Source organism: Flavobacteriales bacterium, assembly GCA_016779935.1.
GTDB lineage: Bacteria > Bacteroidota > Bacteroidia > Flavobacteriales > UBA7312.
Map to the genome: position 1 here is coordinate 107,523 of JADHMQ010000003.1, position 16,700 is coordinate 124,222.

General features: G+C 34.1%; 13 protein-coding genes and 1 tRNA gene. 8 read left to right on the forward strand and 6 right to left on the reverse strand.

From position 1 onward, the window contains the following. Positions 1–58 precede the first annotated feature (58 nt). From purH to rodA, 6 genes are all read left to right on the forward strand, one after another. Positions 59–1,576 (forward strand): bifunctional phosphoribosylaminoimidazolecarboxamide formyltransferase/IMP cyclohydrolase, encoded by a 1,518-nt coding sequence (purH, locus tag ISP73_03260; protein ID MBL6657607.1) that lies wholly within the window; start codon positions 59–61, stop codon positions 1,574–1,576. A gap of 11 nt (positions 1,577–1,587) precedes the next feature. Then, a complete protein-coding gene (locus tag ISP73_03265; GenBank protein ID MBL6657608.1) occupies positions 1,588–2,610 on the forward strand; it encodes a rod shape-determining protein in 1,023 nt (340 codons plus the stop codon). A 14-nt stretch (positions 2,611–2,624) separates the two neighbouring features. Next, positions 2,625–3,428, forward strand: coding sequence for a rod shape-determining protein MreC (gene mreC / locus ISP73_03270; protein MBL6657609.1), 804 nt, complete (start codon positions 2,625–2,627; stop codon positions 3,426–3,428). Positions 3,429–3,504: 76 nt separating this feature from the next. After that, positions 3,505–3,942, forward strand: coding sequence for a rod shape-determining protein MreD (locus tag ISP73_03275; GenBank protein MBL6657610.1), 438 nt, complete (start codon positions 3,505–3,507; stop codon positions 3,940–3,942). Continuing rightward, complete coding sequence (gene mrdA, locus ISP73_03280; protein MBL6657611.1) at positions 3,939–5,756, forward strand: penicillin-binding protein 2; 1,818 nt, start codon at positions 3,939–3,941, stop codon at positions 5,754–5,756. The genes ISP73_03275 and mrdA overlap by 4 nt, the downstream gene beginning before the upstream one ends. Further along, a complete protein-coding gene (rodA, locus tag ISP73_03285; protein ID MBL6657612.1) occupies positions 5,756–7,015 on the forward strand; it encodes a rod shape-determining protein RodA in 1,260 nt (419 codons plus the stop codon). The genes mrdA and rodA overlap by 1 nt, the downstream gene beginning before the upstream one ends. A gap of 53 nt (positions 7,016–7,068) precedes the next feature. Here the strand turns inward: rodA and ISP73_03290 are convergent, their stop codons facing one another. The 6 genes from ISP73_03290 to ISP73_03315 all read right to left on the reverse strand — a co-directional run bounded on the left by ISP73_03290 (position 7,069) and on the right by ISP73_03315 (position 14,251). Next, positions 7,069–9,129, reverse strand: a complete 2,061-nt coding sequence (locus ISP73_03290; protein ID MBL6657613.1) for a SurA N-terminal domain-containing protein — start codon at positions 9,127–9,129, stop codon at positions 7,069–7,071. A 61-nt stretch (positions 9,130–9,190) separates the two neighbouring features. Then, positions 9,191–10,438, reverse strand: a complete 1,248-nt coding sequence (locus ISP73_03295; GenBank protein ID MBL6657614.1) for an HlyC/CorC family transporter — start codon at positions 10,436–10,438, stop codon at positions 9,191–9,193. Positions 10,439–10,440: 2 nt separating this feature from the next. Next, positions 10,441–10,941, reverse strand: coding sequence for an LPS export ABC transporter periplasmic protein LptC (gene lptC, locus ISP73_03300; GenBank protein ID MBL6657615.1), 501 nt, complete (start codon positions 10,939–10,941; stop codon positions 10,441–10,443). 67 nt (positions 10,942–11,008) lie between these two features. Continuing rightward, on the reverse strand, positions 11,009–12,307 hold the full coding sequence (locus ISP73_03305; GenBank protein ID MBL6657616.1) for a hypothetical protein: 1,299 nt from the start codon (positions 12,305–12,307) through the stop codon (positions 11,009–11,011). A gap of 2 nt (positions 12,308–12,309) precedes the next feature. Further along, positions 12,310–13,557 carry a hypothetical protein gene (locus tag ISP73_03310; protein MBL6657617.1) on the reverse strand — a complete coding sequence of 416 codons (1,248 nt, stop codon included), beginning with the start codon at positions 13,555–13,557 and terminating at the stop codon, positions 12,310–12,312. Continuing rightward, positions 13,541–14,251, reverse strand: coding sequence for a type III pantothenate kinase (locus ISP73_03315; GenBank protein MBL6657618.1), 711 nt, complete (start codon positions 14,249–14,251; stop codon positions 13,541–13,543). The genes ISP73_03310 and ISP73_03315 overlap by 17 nt, the downstream gene beginning before the upstream one ends. Positions 14,252–14,341: 90 nt before the next feature. Between ISP73_03315 and ISP73_03320 the strand changes: the two genes are divergently transcribed. Continuing rightward, positions 14,342–14,414 (forward strand) — tRNA-Phe (locus ISP73_03320). A 281-nt stretch (positions 14,415–14,695) separates the two neighbouring features. Continuing rightward, the coding region (locus ISP73_03325; protein ID MBL6657619.1) for a hypothetical protein at positions 14,696–16,700 on the forward strand (2,005 nt) is incomplete at its 3' end.

Sequence of the window (16,700 nt, forward strand, 5' to 3'; positions counted from 1 at the left end):
ATAGTGGTTGATTGTAAGATAGTATTTAGGTAATATTGCAGTATAACTGTCAAATTTCATGAACAATTTTATTCAACCCAAAAATGCTCTAATTTCCGTTTTCTATAAAGATGGATTAGGACCAATCGTAGAAGAGTTAAGTCGATTGGGAGTTAATATTTATTCAACCGGAGGCACACAAGCCTTTATTGAAGATTTAGGAGCTGAAGTTAAGCGTGTAGAAGATTTAACGTCATACCCCTCAATTTTGGGTGGTAGAGTAAAGACATTACACCCAAAAGTTTTTGGAGGTATACTAAGCCGAAGAGAATTAAAATCTGACAATGAGCAGTTGAAAGAATATGATATTCCTGAATTTGATATAGTAATTGTTGACCTTTATCCTTTTGAAGAAACCGTTGCCTCTGGAGCTGATGAGCAGTCCATTATTGAAAAAATTGATATTGGCGGGATTTCTCTCATACGAGCTGCAGCTAAAAACTTCAAAGACGTAACAGTCATTTCTTCAAAAGACGATTATTCAGAATTTCACTCAATATTAAAAGAGAAAAATGGAACGACTATTGAAGAGCGAAGACGCTTTGCTACTAAGTCATTTCATATCTCATCTCATTATGACAGTGCTATATTCTCATACTTTGATAATGATGATTCAGCTTTTAAATTCAGTATACCAAACGGCACAGCTTTACGATATGGAGAAAACCCTCACCAAAAAGGCGTTTTCTATGGAAATTTAGACGGCTTTTTTGATCAGCTTCATGGGAAAGCATTATCCTACAATAATTTACTTGACGTAGATGCTGCTGTACATATCATCTCTGAATTTGAAGATACAACCTTTGCTATTCTAAAACATAATAACGCTTGTGGTATTGCCTCAAGAGACGCTTTGAAAGAGGCCTATATTGATGCTCTAGCGGGAGACCCTATTTCTGCTTTTGGAGGCATTCTTGTTTGCAACTCTGAGCTTGATTTAGAAACAGCAAATCAAATTAACACATTATTCTTCGAAATTATTATTGCTCCATCCTATCAAAATGAAGCCCTCGAAGTGTTGAAATCCAAGAAAAATCGTATTATATTAGTGCAGAAGGAAACGGTTCTACCAAACAGACAATTCCGTACAATACTAAACGGTGTTCTTGAGCAAGATAAAGACGTTTCTATTGACAGGGTAGAAAACATGAAAACGGTAACAAAAATTGAACCAAGTAAACAGCAATTAGCCGATTTAGAATTTGCCAGTAAAGTGTGTAAAAATACTAAATCAAATGCAATTGTATTAGTTAAAAACAATCAACTGCTAGCGAGTGGAGTAGGACAAACATCAAGAGTTGATGCCTTAAAACAAGCTATTGCAAAGGCAAAACAATTTGATTTTGAACTTGAAGGTTGTGTTATGGCTTCTGATGCATTCTTCCCCTTTGCAGATTGTGTAGAGATTGCACACGAAGCTGGTGTAAAAGCAGTAATACAACCCGGCGGGTCAATAAAAGATCAACTATCAATTGATTATTGCGATGAAAATAAAATGGTTATGGTAATGACCGGAACTAGACACTTTAAACATTAAAACTTAATAATATGGGTTTTTTCGATTTTATGACGCAAGAGATTGCAATTGACTTAGGCACTGCAAATACTCTAATTATACACAACGACAAAGTGGTTGTAGATGAACCCTCAATTGTTGCAAAAGACATCATACTTGGAAAAGTAGTCGCTATTGGTAAAAAAGCCCAGCAAATGCATGGGAAAACGCATAAGACAATTGAAACTATTCGTCCTCTAAAAGACGGTGTAATTGCAGACTTCTCTGCAGCTGAGCAAATGATTCGTGGAATGATTAAAATGATTCCTAGACGTAAAACATTATTTTCTCCATCTTTAAAAATGGTAGTTTGTATTCCATCTGGTATTACTGAGGTTGAAAAAAGAGCCGTAAAAGATTCTGCCGAACATGCTGGTGCTAAGGAAGTTTTCTTGATCCATGAACCAATGGCTGCCGCTATTGGAATTGGAGTAGATGTTCTTGAGCCTAAAGGAAATATGATTATTGATATAGGTGGTGGGACATCAGAAATTGCTGTTATTTCATTAGGGGGTATTGTCACTGACCGCTCTATAAGGGTTGCTGGAGATAACTTCACTACGGATATTCGCATTTACATGAGAAATCATCACAATATAGATATCGGTGAACGAATGGCTGAAAAGATTAAAATTAATGTAGGCGCAGCTCTTCAAGAACTAGATGAGCCACCACCGAACTTTGCTGTACATGGTAGAGATTTAATGAGTGGTATTCCTAAGGAAATCATTGTTACTTACAAGGAAATTGCACGTGCCTTGGATCAAACCATATCTCAAATTGAACAAGCAGTTTTAGCCGCATTAGGTCAAACACCTCCTGAATTATCTGCTGACATTTATAACACTGGAATATATTTAACTGGTGGTGGATCAATGCTCAGAGGACTTGACAAAAGAATTTCTTTGAAAACAAAACTGCCTGTTTACGTTGCTGAAGATCCTCTGAGAGCAGTAGCAAGGGGAACAGGTATTGCACTTAAAAATACGGATAACTTCCCATTTTTAATTCGATAATTATTGAGTAGATAATGCGAAACTTAATAGAATTAATAAATAAATACAATCATCAGATTTTATTTATTCTTCTTGAAATTTTTGCATTCTTTTTAATTATTCAGAATAATAGTTTTCAAAAAGCTGCCTTCATCAATTCAACAAATGGCGTAACTGCCACTAGCTTTTTAGTAATCAGTAATGTAAAGAGTTACTTTTCTTTAAAAAGCACTAATGAGCTTTTACTGATGGAGAATGCAAAACTTAAAAGTTTAATAAGTTATCAGCAAAATGATAGCATTAGCTCAACATCACCTAGTCATTTTATCCCTGCAACCATCATTAACAATTCAGTAGCTCGCGCTGATAATTATATTACCATTGATAAAGGTAAAGTTGATGGCATAAAGAAAGGTATGGGAGTAATAAGCAATAATGGCGTCATTGGTATTGTAAAAGAAACCTCAAAACACTTTAGCAGTGTATTATCTATTTTACATACTAAAAGTAAAGTAAGTGTTGTCATCAAAAAAAACAACCACTTTGGCTCATTACAATGGGATGGAAAAAATTATAAAAAAGCTAAAATTTATGACATTCCTTCTCATGTAAACTTGCAATTAGGCGATACAATAACTACAAGCGGATTTTCATATATTTTTCCATCCAATACCATAGTAGGTGTAATTAGTGATATTAAAACTAAGGAAGCCGATAAATTTCATAACTTAAGAATGTCGTTTGTTGAAGATTTAAAAGAGGTGAAATATGTTAACGTTTGTCAACTTTTAAAAAAAGAGGAAAAAGAATTGTTAGAAAAACAAATAAACAATGAATAAGTTTATTTTTAATCATATTATAAATTTCGTAGTATTTGTTTCTTTACAAGTACTGATTTTTAATAATATCTTTTTTATGGGCTATATCAACCCATACATTTACCTCATGTTCTTGTTCCTTTTACCAGTAAGTAAGAAAAACCAAAACTTTTTACTACTGATAGCATTTTTAACAGGAATAATCATAGATGGCTTTCAAAACTCTATGGGATTACACACCTTTGCGTGTGTTCTTGTCATGTACCTAAAGCGTCCAATATTACTTTCATTAATTCCTCAATTGAAGAATAAAACTCAAAACAATATTGTCTTCTCATTAAATGAGTTTGGCTTACCAGTTACAATTATATACACCTCAAGTTTAGTGTTTATTCATCATTTTGCATTGTTTTTTATTGAAGCATTTCAATTCGATTTAGGAAATATTCTTTTACGAACAATAGCTAGCGGATTGGTAAGCTCCATTTTGCTAATTATTTTCCAATTTTTGAACGTTAGAAATTCATTGAAGTGAGAAAGTTTGAAAATAGACCCTATATAATTGGTGGATTTTTCAGTGTTATAATAATCATTTTTATAGTTCGATTGTTTTCTATTCAAGTTGTTGACGATAGCTTCAAAACGTCTTCAGAAAATAATGTTATTAGAAAAGAAACAGACCACCCCAGAAGAGGTCTTATTTATGACAGAAACAATGAACTCATTGTATATAATGAAGCTGCGTACGATTTAATGATAACTCCTAATCAAGCCAACAAAATTGACACTAACTTAATTTGCTCGTTATTAGAAATTGACACACTAGCATTAGACAGAAGACTTGAAAAAGCAAAGACATATTCCATGTATAAGTCTAGTGTTTTTATGAAACAAATTTCTGTCGAAACGTACACCAAGTTACAAGAGAATATGTTTTTGATGCCTGGTTTCTATGTTCAAGCCAGAACATTAAGAAAATACCCCTATTCAACTGCAAGTCACCTATTGGGTTATGTTGGAGAAGTCAATCAACGAATTATTAAGAAAGACCCGTATTATAAGGAAGGCGATTATATGGGGATTAGTGGTATCGAAAAGGCTTATGAAGACAAGCTCAAAGGCATCAAAGGTGAAAAGTTATTGCTCAGGGATGTTCATAATAACATTAAAGGAAGTTTCAAAAATGGAAAGTTTGATACAAAATCTATTTCTGGAAAAAACCTAACTTCTACAATTGATATTTTTCTTCAAAATTATGGCGAACAACTTATGAAAAATAAGCGAGGGAGCATAGTAGCAATCGAGCCCTCAACAGGTGAAATTTTATGTCTAGTTTCAGCCCCTAGTTACGACCCCAATACTCTTGTTGGACGTAAGCGTTCTGAAAACTATACTATTTTAAATAATGATAGTATTAGCAAACCATTATTTAATAGAGCAGCACTTGCCCAGTATCCACCAGGCTCAACCTTTAAACTCATTAATGCCCTAATTGGCTTGCAAGAAAAAGTAATAAGCCGCAACACTCATTTCGAATGTGACGATGGCTTTGTTTATGGCGAAGAAAAAAGAAAAATGAAATGCCATGAGCACCGTTCTCCTCTAAATTTGGAAGAATCCATTGCAACTTCGTGTAACGCTTATTTTTGTAACGTTTACAAATCCATTATTGAAAACTACCCTTCCACTTATGAAGGCTATGATGCTTGGCGAAACTATGTAGTAAGTTTCGGTCTTGGAAATTGGTTAAACAATGATTTACCAACTGGACAGAAAGGCTTTGTTCCTAAAAAAAACTACTACGATAGGATTTATGGTAAAAAACGATGGAAGTCATTAACAAACCTATCCTTGTCTATTGGCCAAGATGCTCTTCTGACAACCCCTATTCAAATGGCGAATATGACAGCTGCCATAGCAAATAGAGGCTATTATTATACTCCTCACATCATCAAGGAAATAGAAAACGATAGTGTTGAGACGCGTTTTAAAAACAAAATATACACAGAAATAGATTCTTCTTATTTTAACATAGTCATTAAAGGAATGCAAGAAGTGGTAGAAAATAAAGAACTCGGCACTTCCAATGTTGCTAAAATGAAGGATATGATAGTATGTGGAAAAACAGGAACGGCACAAAATCCACATGGCGAAGATCATTCTATTTTTATTGGCTTTGCACCAAAGGATAATCCAAAAATAGCATTAGCAGTTTATGTGGAAAATGGTGGCTGGGGCTCTACATGGGCAGTGCCAATTGGTAGCTTGATGATTGAAAAATACATTAACGATACCATTAGCAGGTCGTATTTAGAGGAACGTATCGTAAAAGGAGAAATAAAGTATTAATGCGATTTAAGAAACAAATATTTGACCACGTCGATTGGTGGACCATCTCAATGTACTTAGTATTGGTACTGATTGGGTGGCTAAATATTTATGCGGCATTATACAATGAAAATTACGAAATATTTGATTTCAGTCAAAAGTATGGTCGTCAAATGGTTTGGATATTAGTAGCTTTTGTTATTGCCCTTTTTATCTTATTTTTTAATTGGAAGTTTTTTGAAGGCTTTGCCTATATTATTTATTTCATCTCATTATTAAGCCTAATAGGAGTGTTATTGTTTGGTATTGAAGTGAACGGAGCAACATCCTGGTTGGATATTGGGTTTAGCCGAATACAGCCCTCAGAATTTGCAAAAGTAGCAAGCTGTATGGCCGTTGCTAAGTTTCTAAGCACACTTAATATCAGCTTAGATAAATTCAAAAATAAAGTGATAGTTGGACTTATAGTTCTATGTCCATTTCTACTAATTATATTACAAAACGATACAGGTTCAGCACTAGTATATTCAGCTTTTATATTAGTATTTTACCGTTTTGGTTTGCCCGCCAACTTTTTAATTTTCGCTATTGTTACAGCAATACTATTTATCACCTCTATTATTGTCTCTAAAATAGTGCTAATCATAATTCTGTCATGCCTTGCCATTTTCTTTTTCATTATTTCAAGCAGAAAATTGAGAGAGTTTATTATTATAGTTTCATTACTCATCTCAAGTATTGGTTTTATATATAGTGTCGACTATGTGTTTGATAATGTATTAGAGCCACATCATGTCAGTAGAATAAAAATTCTTTTAGGTCAAGAGAGTGACCCTCAAGGTGCAGGTTATAATGTAAATCAATCAATGATAGCAATTGGCTCTGGTGGTTTTGCGGGTAAAGGCTTTTTGAATGGCACTCAAACCAAGTTTAACTTTGTTCCTGAGCAAAGTACCGACTTCATTTTTTGTACCATTGGTGAAGAGTGGGGCTTTATTGGAAGCTTTCTATTATTAGCACTCTATTTAGCCTTTCTGCTTCGTTTAATTTATTTGGCAGAACGACAGCGGTCAATATTTAGTAAGGTATTCGGATATGGCGTTGTTAGTGTTTTGTTTTTTCATATAGCCATCAATATAGCCATGACTATTGGTTTGGCGCCGGTAATCGGTATCCCTCTACCATTTATCAGTTATGGAGGTTCTTCCCTTTGGGGCTTTACCATCCTCATTTTCATTTTTATAAATTTAGATTCATACCGACTTCAAGTATTGAGATAAAAAAACCCTCATTGATTAACAATGAGAGTTGTACAATACTTAATACTATTTTTTTAATAGAAGTTGGCTCTATTGTCTTCTACATCTGCAAGCTCTAATAAGGCTTGATATACTTGAAATGACGACCTGCTTTGCAGCTTAGAAATGAGGGAATTTCTAGCTCCCGAGTAATTGGATGAAGAAGGCGATGAAATTACTTTATCAACTGTTACCATGCAAACACCTCTAGAAGTAGTGAAAGCATCAGATGTTTGTCCTTCTTCTAATGCAAAAACAGCACCGATAAAACCAGGTTCATTTCCTAAAGTTGGAACTTGAGTGTTTGAGAAAAGTAATCCCTCAGCAGCACTAGTTCTTACGCCATAATTTGATTCAACTTCTTGAAGTGAACTATATTGAGAAAGTTCCTCCAAAAGCATTTCAGATTTTTTAGCATTTCTTACTATTGGTTCGATAGTTGAACGAACATCTTCGAGATCCACTAAACCTTCTTCTTTAATAGAGGTAAGGCAAGCAACAACTATTTTATTGTTAAACTCGAATACATCTGAAACATCTCCTATTTTAGCATCGTAAGCCCATTTTACTAACTCTCTTGGACTTTCTAAACCAGGAATGTTAATAGTGTTAGCTAATAAGCCATCAGCTATTCTTTTTGTTAAATTTTGAGTTGATGCCGACTCATTGAACTCATCGTATGTGCTTGTTTCAGCAGCAAATTTTCCTGCAGAAGCAAAAGCATTTTGATAAGTAGTATTGCTATACTCTACCCTACGGTCTAAATAAGCTACTTTGTATTTTTTAGATTTTGCAGATTGGTCTGTAACTTCAATAAGGTGTGTTCCAAACTGAGAGTTTACAACTGTTAAATCACCTTTATTTGCAGAGAAGCAAGCATCATTAAACTCTGTTACCATTACTCCCTCGGCAAACCATTCTAAATCTCCTCCATTAGCTGCAGAACCTCTATCTTCAGAAAATTCCTCGGCTAAATCAGAAAACGATTGTCCTGACTCAATAAGTGATTTGATGCTGTCAATTCTTTCTTCAGCATTAGCACCACTAATTAATATATGTCTTGCTTCAACAGAATCTGGTCTGTTTGAAACATCCACCAACTTGGCTAATCTTAGTAAATTAGAAGACTGAGAAAAAGGACCTACTACAGTTCCCTTATCAGCACTGGTAAGTGATTTCACATTATCTTGTAAATCGCTATCTGAAACAAAAATCACTCTGTTGAATACATCAGAGTTTTTTCTAGTAAACTGCTCGTCATCTTTAGAATTAGCGAAATCTGTTTTTATATCTTCTATCCAATTAAATGCATATTCTCTATCTTCTTTTGAAGGAGATACATTGAATACAACATATTCTATTTCTCTTGAAGCATCTTGCTGGTACTCCTCACTATTCTCTCTGATGTAAGCGTTTAAGTCACTATCCGACAACTCAATCAAGCTATCAGGAATAGTTGTAAATGGAATTTGAACGTAAGATGCATTTCTTATCTCACTTTGTGAGTCTTTGTCAGATTTGGCTTGCCAGTCAGAAACAAATAAGCCCTTACTAACCATAGCATTATACTTGTTAGTTTGACGTTCATTACGGATTGCTTTTTCAAAGCTTAACCATTGTGATTTTGCCTGACCAGTTTCATCGTTATTGATATCTTCTTTTAAGAATTGCAATAGTCGCGCTCTATCAAATTGACCGGTTTGAGGGTCTGAAAATGCTTGTTTTACAGTCTCGTACGGATTTTCACCTTGTACCATTTCGAATATTTCTGCTGCAGAAACTTCTAAGCCTAAGTCCGAAAATTGACCGTTAAATATCGTTTCTCTTACCATCTGATTCCAAACTGAATTACGGATTTGAGCAATGTCAATATTTGGAGTTGAAAGTTTTTGAGTTTCAAATGTTTGTTGAACTCTTTGTTCAAACATTTGGAAGTCAATTTCCTCATCAGCAACTGTTCCCACTACCATGTCAGTAGGAGTAGAACCTCCATTTTGAGAAGATAATAAATCAGTTAATATAAATGCTAATAATGCAAAGCCAATTACGAAAAGTAATAGCCCTGAGCGATTTCTAATTTTTTCTAAAGTTATCATACGTCAATAGTTATCAAGATGGCGAATATACAAATGTTAAACGACATAAAAAACAGTAAAACTACTCAGTTTTTACAATAGTAATTTCGTCTATTTTATTGTTGGAAACCTCTTCAATCAGAAACCGATAGTCACCTATTGAAATTTCGGTATTCTTATCAGGAATTTCTTCCAAATGGCTAATAAGTAATCCACCAAGGGTTTCGTATTCTTCCGATTTCGGAAGATTGAAATGGTATTTATCGTTTAAATAATCAATCTCCAAACGAGCAGAAAACTTAAATGTAGTTTCGTTAAGCTGCTTTTCTAACTCGTTTTCATTGTCATGTTCGTCTTCAATATCTCCTAGAATCTCTTCTACAACATCCTCTACCGTTAACATACCTGAAGTGCCTCCAAACTCATCTACAACGACTGCCACACCTTTTCTTTTTTTGATAAATAACTCAAGCATGTCAATTGCCAACATACTTTCTGGGACGTATGGAATTGGAATCAATATGGACTTAATGTTTTTTGGAGAACTAAACATTTCATTTGAATGTGCATAGCCTATAATTTTATCAATATTATCTTTGTAAATAAGCACCTTAGATAATTTTGTTTTGATAAATATATCGCGAAGTTCTTCAATAGGTTTTGATAATTCTATAGCTACAATTTCAGTTCTTGGCAGCATACATTCTCTGACCTTAACATTTGAAAAATCAAGTGCATTTTGAAGTATATGAACCTCAACATCAAGGTTTTTATTTTCAATATCATCTATATGTAATTTTAGATATTCTTCTAAGTCAATTTTTCCAAATACAGGTGAATCTTCAACCAAAGCCATTCCTAATATTTTAAGTCCCTTTTTAGATAGGTAAAGGATTATTGAAACTATGGGTGCTAGCAAGTAATAGAAAAACGCTAGTGGACCTATACCTGCCTTCAAGAAGCGATTAGGGTGGAGCCTAAAAAATGCTTTTGGCAAGAACTCAGCACTCACTAGTATAAGCAAAGTTGATATAAAAGTTTGTATCAGAAGAACTAAAAATGGAGATTGAGTATATGTTTCAATTTTTGGCTCTAAAATTTTAGCCATACAAATTCCATAGATGACTAATGAGATATTGTTACCAACTAGCATTGTAGCAATAAATCGTGAGGGCGAGTGCAAAAGCTTTTGAAGCATATTGGAGACAAAGGAATTAGATTGCTTATCCAATTCTAGCTTGAGCTTATTAGATGAGACATAAGCAATTTCCATCCCAGAAAAAAAGGCTGAAAGGATAATAGTGATTAGTATAATTGACCAAACTGTCATAATTAGCGCTCTATTGAAATAGTTCCTTTTATTTTTTTTATGGTGTATTTAGTGAAATTTTGATTAGAGACTAAACCTTGACCGAATATGACTTCATTTGCTGTTGTAATCTTTATAAAATCATCGGTAAAAATCTCTTTTTTTTCTTGACTCCAGTTTAATGTTTCGCTTTCTAAAACATCACCATTTACATTACGTACTATTACATTTTTTTGGGCTTGCATTATATCATTTTCTTCATCAATAATGGCATAATCTGATAATAATTCGGATTCCTTTTTACCGCTTTCATCAAAGAATTGCACTTTTAGTCCATTCTGAATTTCTATGTATTTTTTTTCGTTGTCAAATCTATTCATAACAGCAGCACTTAACAACACTCTAACTTTTGAAGAATCACTGTATATTATTTCGCAGTCCTTAATGGTTTCAACTGGAAATACAGATTGGTTTTGTATCGAAATTTCTTTAATTTTTTCTAAGTCATTTGAACATGAAAACAAAAGTAAAGAAAGACACAAAAATTGTACTTTAAAGAAGTTGGTATGGATGTAATCGTCTATGGACTAACTATTTAATTCTAACTTTAGTTGATTCGTTAATCCAACATCCAACTGTATAAGAATCACCTTCTTTAAATCCATTAAAAAAGGCATCTTCATTGGATGGCAGATATTTTGAATAAGATGCTATTTTCTTATTTGCAAAATCGTTTACAGAACTATCTTTTGATTTTGCTGTAATAAATTTGTCAATAGCAGCAGAATATAGCATCGCTGATTCAAACGAATTCGATCCACATTCGTTGGCAGATGCCGCATATATGTCTCCAATCAAGACATAAGGCTTGCCCCATGTAGGCTTGACTTCAAGAGCTTTGTAAGCATAGCTTCTTGCTGTTGAATTACTTCCTGATTTGAAGTACGCTCCCGAAAGACCATAATAAGAATTTGCTTTTTCATTTTCATCCTCAGTCATTTCAATAGCTTGCTTGTAAAAGCCTATAGCTTCAGATGATTTATTTTTTCTTAATGACAAATTACCCATGTTATAGGCAGATAATGACGATGGTTCAGACTCATGAAGCTTAGTTGCAGCCTCAAAATAAACGTTAGCATCTGTACACTCTTTTTTATCTAATACTTTAACAATCCTCTTTATTAGATTCATATCGTCTGGAGATTCCTGGTATTTTGCATCAAACATTGCTATTAAATCTTCACAAGTTGCAAAGGGTACAAAAAGCTTTTCAACGTTCTCAGCAGCTTTTACGTAAAATCGCTTGCTGTTAGATTCTTTACTCAAATTGTAATCTAGGTAATCTGATACTTCAGCATAAACTTCTAAAACTTCTGACTTGGTAAACGTCTTAGCTTTAAACTTTTGTGTCGCAGCTTTAAAATAAGAATATAATGCTGTTGCTTTTGACTTGTTTTGAAGGCTTTCAACAGATTCTTTAAGATAGCCAAAAGCGATATCTACATCAGAAAAGGAATATTTAATCATATCAGAACCTTTTAGTCCAAGTACATATTCTCTTTTACCAAAGTTGGCAATCCTATTGTCATAAATCGTATTAAGAGTATCTAAATACGCTTTTTGAAGCGCATTATCACCTTTACTTTTCATGATTAAGTAATTGTAAATTTTAACACCATCTATGTAAATGTTTTTGGTAGCTTTAGGGCAGTTATTATACGCTTGTCTCCAAGGTGTAATAGCATCATCGTAGTTTTTCTGCTTTACATACTCTCGGTACAGAGAGATATTAGTTACACAAGTTACGCTGTCTTCACCAAACTTACTCTCAACAACTGCAGAAGCAGAAAAAGTAACAAAAAGGAACAGTAATAAAAAAGTATATTTCATAATTAATCGTATTTTCTTTTTATAAACCATATGTCGCTAAAAATAAAGCCAATTTTGAAACGAGCAAACGACTCTTGTATTAAATCATTGTTAAGAGTTCCCATTTGTCCAAATTCGGCTGATAGATTAAACAAAGTGCCACTTCTCTTTAGTGGTAATCCGAATCCAAAGCTAATAGCATTCTCGTTTAATTGTTCATTTTTAAGATTCAAATATGTTTGTGAGCTATACATACCTAAACGATAACGAATCATCTTGTAGTATTTATTTATTGCTTTTTTGTCTGGCGTAAATTCACATCCAACAGAAAGTCTAGAGCTGTTTTCTAGATTATCAGACTCGCCAAATAATTTATAGTCTGCCCAATTTTCAGTTTTATAGTCGGCTAATATTTTCCATTTATCATTTGATAGGGCAATACCCGCTCCAAATGCTGAAGGCAACTCTAACTTACCAGCATTGAGCAATGTATTTTCAACAGTATCTTCTACAATTTCTAAACCGCCAGAAAGTCTATACGTCTCTGTAAGGGTAGTTCTTTTAGCCGATATGTCTCCACCCTGGTCGAGAGTAAGACCAATAACAGAGTTCCAATCACCAAACTTCCCTTTGTATTGCATTCCAAAGTCAAAATTAAATCCTTTGAGATTTGTATCATCGTTATTTCTGGTATTGAAAATATCAGAATCAGAGAATACCACTTTTCTACTACTATTTAAATTTCCAAAAAGGTAATTTATGTTGAATCCTACAGATAAATTATCAGTGAATTTTAATGCGTTTCCAAAATAAAACTTGGTAATACCTCCATTGCCTTCAAAAAATAAATTGGCAGCTGGATTTTCATTTACATCATTAAATGAATACGACATTTCAGAATAAGGTATTAAACCTATACTACTTCCCCATAACTTATGAATAGGAAATGCTAACTTGAGGTAATTGAAATTGGTAGAGTTTACAACTTGATTTTGAGTACTCGTTTGTAAAAGCTTCGAAGTATGAAACCCTCCGGTTTGCATAATGAAACGCTGCTTAAAAATAGTGGAGTATGAAGCAGGATTATTAATATTGATAGAATAGAAGTCGTTATCGGCAATGCCTACGCCACCCATTGCGGATTGTGTAGCGGTAGAAAAATTATGTAACTCTCCTATGCCAAAACGAGAATATGGAGAATTCGATTCGTTTTGTGCGTATATACTTAATGATAGAACTAAGAAACTACAAATTCTAAAAATATGCTTCATTATAATCTAAAATTTTGTTTAGCCCAATCATTAATAAATCTGGGGATGCAAATATGGTGTTTTTTAATCCCTTATCAAAAAAATTAGCGTCACCCCCAGTAATTATTATTTTGATGTTTGGGTAATTGTTAATGTAACGCTGAATTATGCCATCTATTTCAGAAGACATTCCATTAATTACACCAGATAAAATAGAGTCTTCTGTAGTATCACCAATCAACGTAGGCGAATCTTGCTGATTTACAAGAGGTAATCCATCTGTAAAATGATGTAAAGCATTGAAACGCATAGATAGTCCAGGAGATATGCTTCCACCTAAATACTGCCCTTTAGCATTAAGGAAATCATAAGTCAAACAAGTACCCATATCTAAAATTAAAACATCTTGATTAGGATAGAGATGATGTGCACCAACGGCTAAAGCTAGTCTATCTTTACCTAATGTTTTAGGGGTTAAATACCGATTTTCAATAGGGACGGGCATATCTGTAGTGAGACTTATAAAATGAGAGTGAGAAAGGTTTATGTACTCACTTTTAGACTTTACGGATGATAATATAACCCTTTCCGCCTCTTTTACATACTTAGAAACATCACTAAAATCTACTTCAGACATCTTTTGAAGTAATTTTTCTTCTTCGAACAACGCTACTTTTGTAGAGGTATTTCCTTGGTCTATTGTTAATTTAAGCATAATTAGAGGGTTCAAATTTAATAAAACCAAAAGCTATCATAAAATTATTTGCCACAATAGATTTTTTTTTACATTTGCAACCCAATTGTTGGTGCTATAGCTCAGTTGGTAGAGCAAAGGACTGAAAATCCTTGTGTCCCCGGTTCGAATCCTGGTAGCACCACTGAAATTAAGCCTTCTTCTCTAGCAGAGTTGAAGGCTTTCTTAATTCTATGCAACATCTATGCAACATTTTTAATCTATAATGGATAAAGTTATCTAAACAAAGGGATTAAATATTTAAGAATAATAATTTGATTTTATATAAAATTAAAACAATTAGGTACGTATTTTGAAAATTTATCAAGCTGCATTTTGATTTGATTTATTAAAGTGTAATTTTAACACTTATTTAATTCGTTTAACATAAAAAAAATGTCACAACTTAACTCACTTAATTGCATATTGAAGTTTTCTCTTCTATTCATTTTTAGTATATCTAGTGTTTTTGCCCAAAATGGACCAATTGATTTTGAAACTGAAGGAATTGGAGCAGATTGGACTTGGACTGTTTTTGAAAATGGTAATAATCCAGATCTTGAATTTGTTTCTAACCCAAGTCCTGACGCAGTGAACTCTTCAAGCACCGTAGCAAAAATTACAGCTTTACAAGTTGGTGCTCCTTGGGTAGGGTGCGAGTCACAACATGGTGCAGATATTGGCTCATTTTCATTTGACGAAACTAATTCTACCATAAAAATTCTCGTTTGGAAATCCGTAATTAGTGACATTGGCATCAAGTTTGCTTCAGCAGATGGAGCAGCTCAACCTGAAATAAAAATCCCAAACACATTAATTAATCAATGGGAAGAAATAACTTTTGACTTTTCTCCTTATATCGGTGTATACCCTCAAGTTATTGATCAAATTATCATATTCCCTGATTTTGACTTAGGTGGACGAACACAAGACAACATCATTTATTTTGATAGCATTTCATTTTCAAACACTGTAGAGATTTTAGGCTGTACTGATCCTATTGCTTCAAATTTTAACCCAAGTGCAAATCAAGATGATGGCTCTTGCTCTTATGATGGATTGTATGCCGTAACACTATCTGTTAATACTGCAAATATTACTGTAGGGCCTAATGGCATGTATGCAGGTGGAGGTATGTTAGGTGATGCTCTGGCAGTACCTTTATCAGACACTGATGGCGATGGTACATGGACAGGAAATATATATTTAGAGCCAGGAACAACTGGAAATTATATATTCTTAAATAGTCCTGCTAATAGTGGAGACTGGGGTACAAAAGAAGACTTAAGCGGGCAAGACTGTGCCGATCCTAACAATTGGAACGATAGAACTTTCCCAACGATTAATTCTGATATTACATTACTTCATTGTTTTGGAAGTTGTGAAACTGATGGCTCATGCTCGTCTGACGGAGTAATTACTGGCTGTACAGATGTAGCTGCACTAAATTATGATGCTACTGCTACACAAGACGACGGCTCATGCACATACCCTGAAGCTGAATTTAATGTGCCAATTGATTTTGAAACACCAGGTCATGGTGCTGATTGGACATGGACTGTTTTTCAAAACGGTAATAACCCAGAACTTGAAATCGTTTCAAACCCAAGTCCTGATGGTGTTAACTCCTCGCCTACTGTAGCAAAAATCACTGCTTTGCAAATCGGTGCTCCTTTTGTTGGTTGTGAATCACAACACGGCGTAGACTTAGGTACATTCTCATTCGATGAAGAAAATTCTACTATTAGTATAATGGTATGGAAGCCAGTCATTAGTGATGTAGGTCTAAAATTTGTTGCCGCTGATGGTGCCGCTCAACCCGAAATAAAAGTCGCTAACACTTTGATAAATCAATGGGAGAAATTAACCTTTGACTTTTCTGCTTATATTGGCATTTACCCTGAGGTTCTAGACCAAATTGTCATTTTTCCTGACTTTGATTTAAATGTAAGAACACAAGATAATATCATTTATTTTGACAATGTTTCTTTTACCGTTGATTCTGTTATTCCAATAGTACAAGGCTGTACAGATGCAAATGCGGATAACTATAATCCTAACGCTACTGAAGACGATGGCAGCTGTACATACTGTGGTGATTTCACAGCAGTATTACTTGGTACAACTGATGTCTCTTCAACAGGAGCTTCAGATGGTAGTGTTCAGGCAACAGGTCAAGGAGGCTCCTCTAACTATAATGTAACCATATTTAACACCATAGGGATTCCACAAAATCCATTTGCATTATCTGCGGGAGACTTTATCCTTACTGTAACCGATATTACTTCTGATTGTATTTCAGAGATAGACTTCACTATTGGAGAGCCCGCAGGAGCAGACCCATGTGATATAATTCCTTCAGGCTTAACAGTGGATAACATCATCCACAATAGAGTAACATTCAATTGGTCAGCAACTGATGCTGCCCCAT

Excerpts from the sequence above, each read along its gene's own strand:
- purH (MBL6657607.1), top strand. The coding sequence starts at position 59 with ATGAACAATTTTATTCAACCCAAAAATGCTCTAATTTCCGTTTTCTAT.
- ISP73_03265 (MBL6657608.1), top strand. The coding sequence starts at position 1,588 with ATGGGTTTTTTCGATTTTATGACGCAAGAGATTGCAATTGACTTAGGC.
- mreC (MBL6657609.1), top strand. The coding sequence starts at position 2,625 with ATGCGAAACTTAATAGAATTAATAAATAAATACAATCATCAGATTTTA.
- ISP73_03275 (MBL6657610.1), top strand. The coding sequence starts at position 3,505 with ATGGGCTATATCAACCCATACATTTACCTCATGTTCTTGTTCCTTTTA.
- rodA (MBL6657612.1), top strand. The coding sequence starts at position 5,756 with ATGCGATTTAAGAAACAAATATTTGACCACGTCGATTGGTGGACCATC.
- ISP73_03290 (MBL6657613.1), bottom strand. The coding sequence starts at position 9,129 with ATGATAACTTTAGAAAAAATTAGAAATCGCTCAGGGCTATTACTTTTC.
- ISP73_03295 (MBL6657614.1), bottom strand. The coding sequence starts at position 10,438 with ATGACAGTTTGGTCAATTATACTAATCACTATTATCCTTTCAGCCTTT.
- ISP73_03305 (MBL6657616.1), bottom strand. The coding sequence starts at position 12,307 with ATGAAATATACTTTTTTATTACTGTTCCTTTTTGTTACTTTTTCTGCT.
- ISP73_03310 (MBL6657617.1), bottom strand. The coding sequence starts at position 13,557 with ATGAAGCATATTTTTAGAATTTGTAGTTTCTTAGTTCTATCATTAAGT.
- ISP73_03315 (MBL6657618.1), bottom strand. The coding sequence starts at position 14,251 with ATGCTTAAATTAACAATAGACCAAGGAAATACCTCTACAAAAGTAGCG.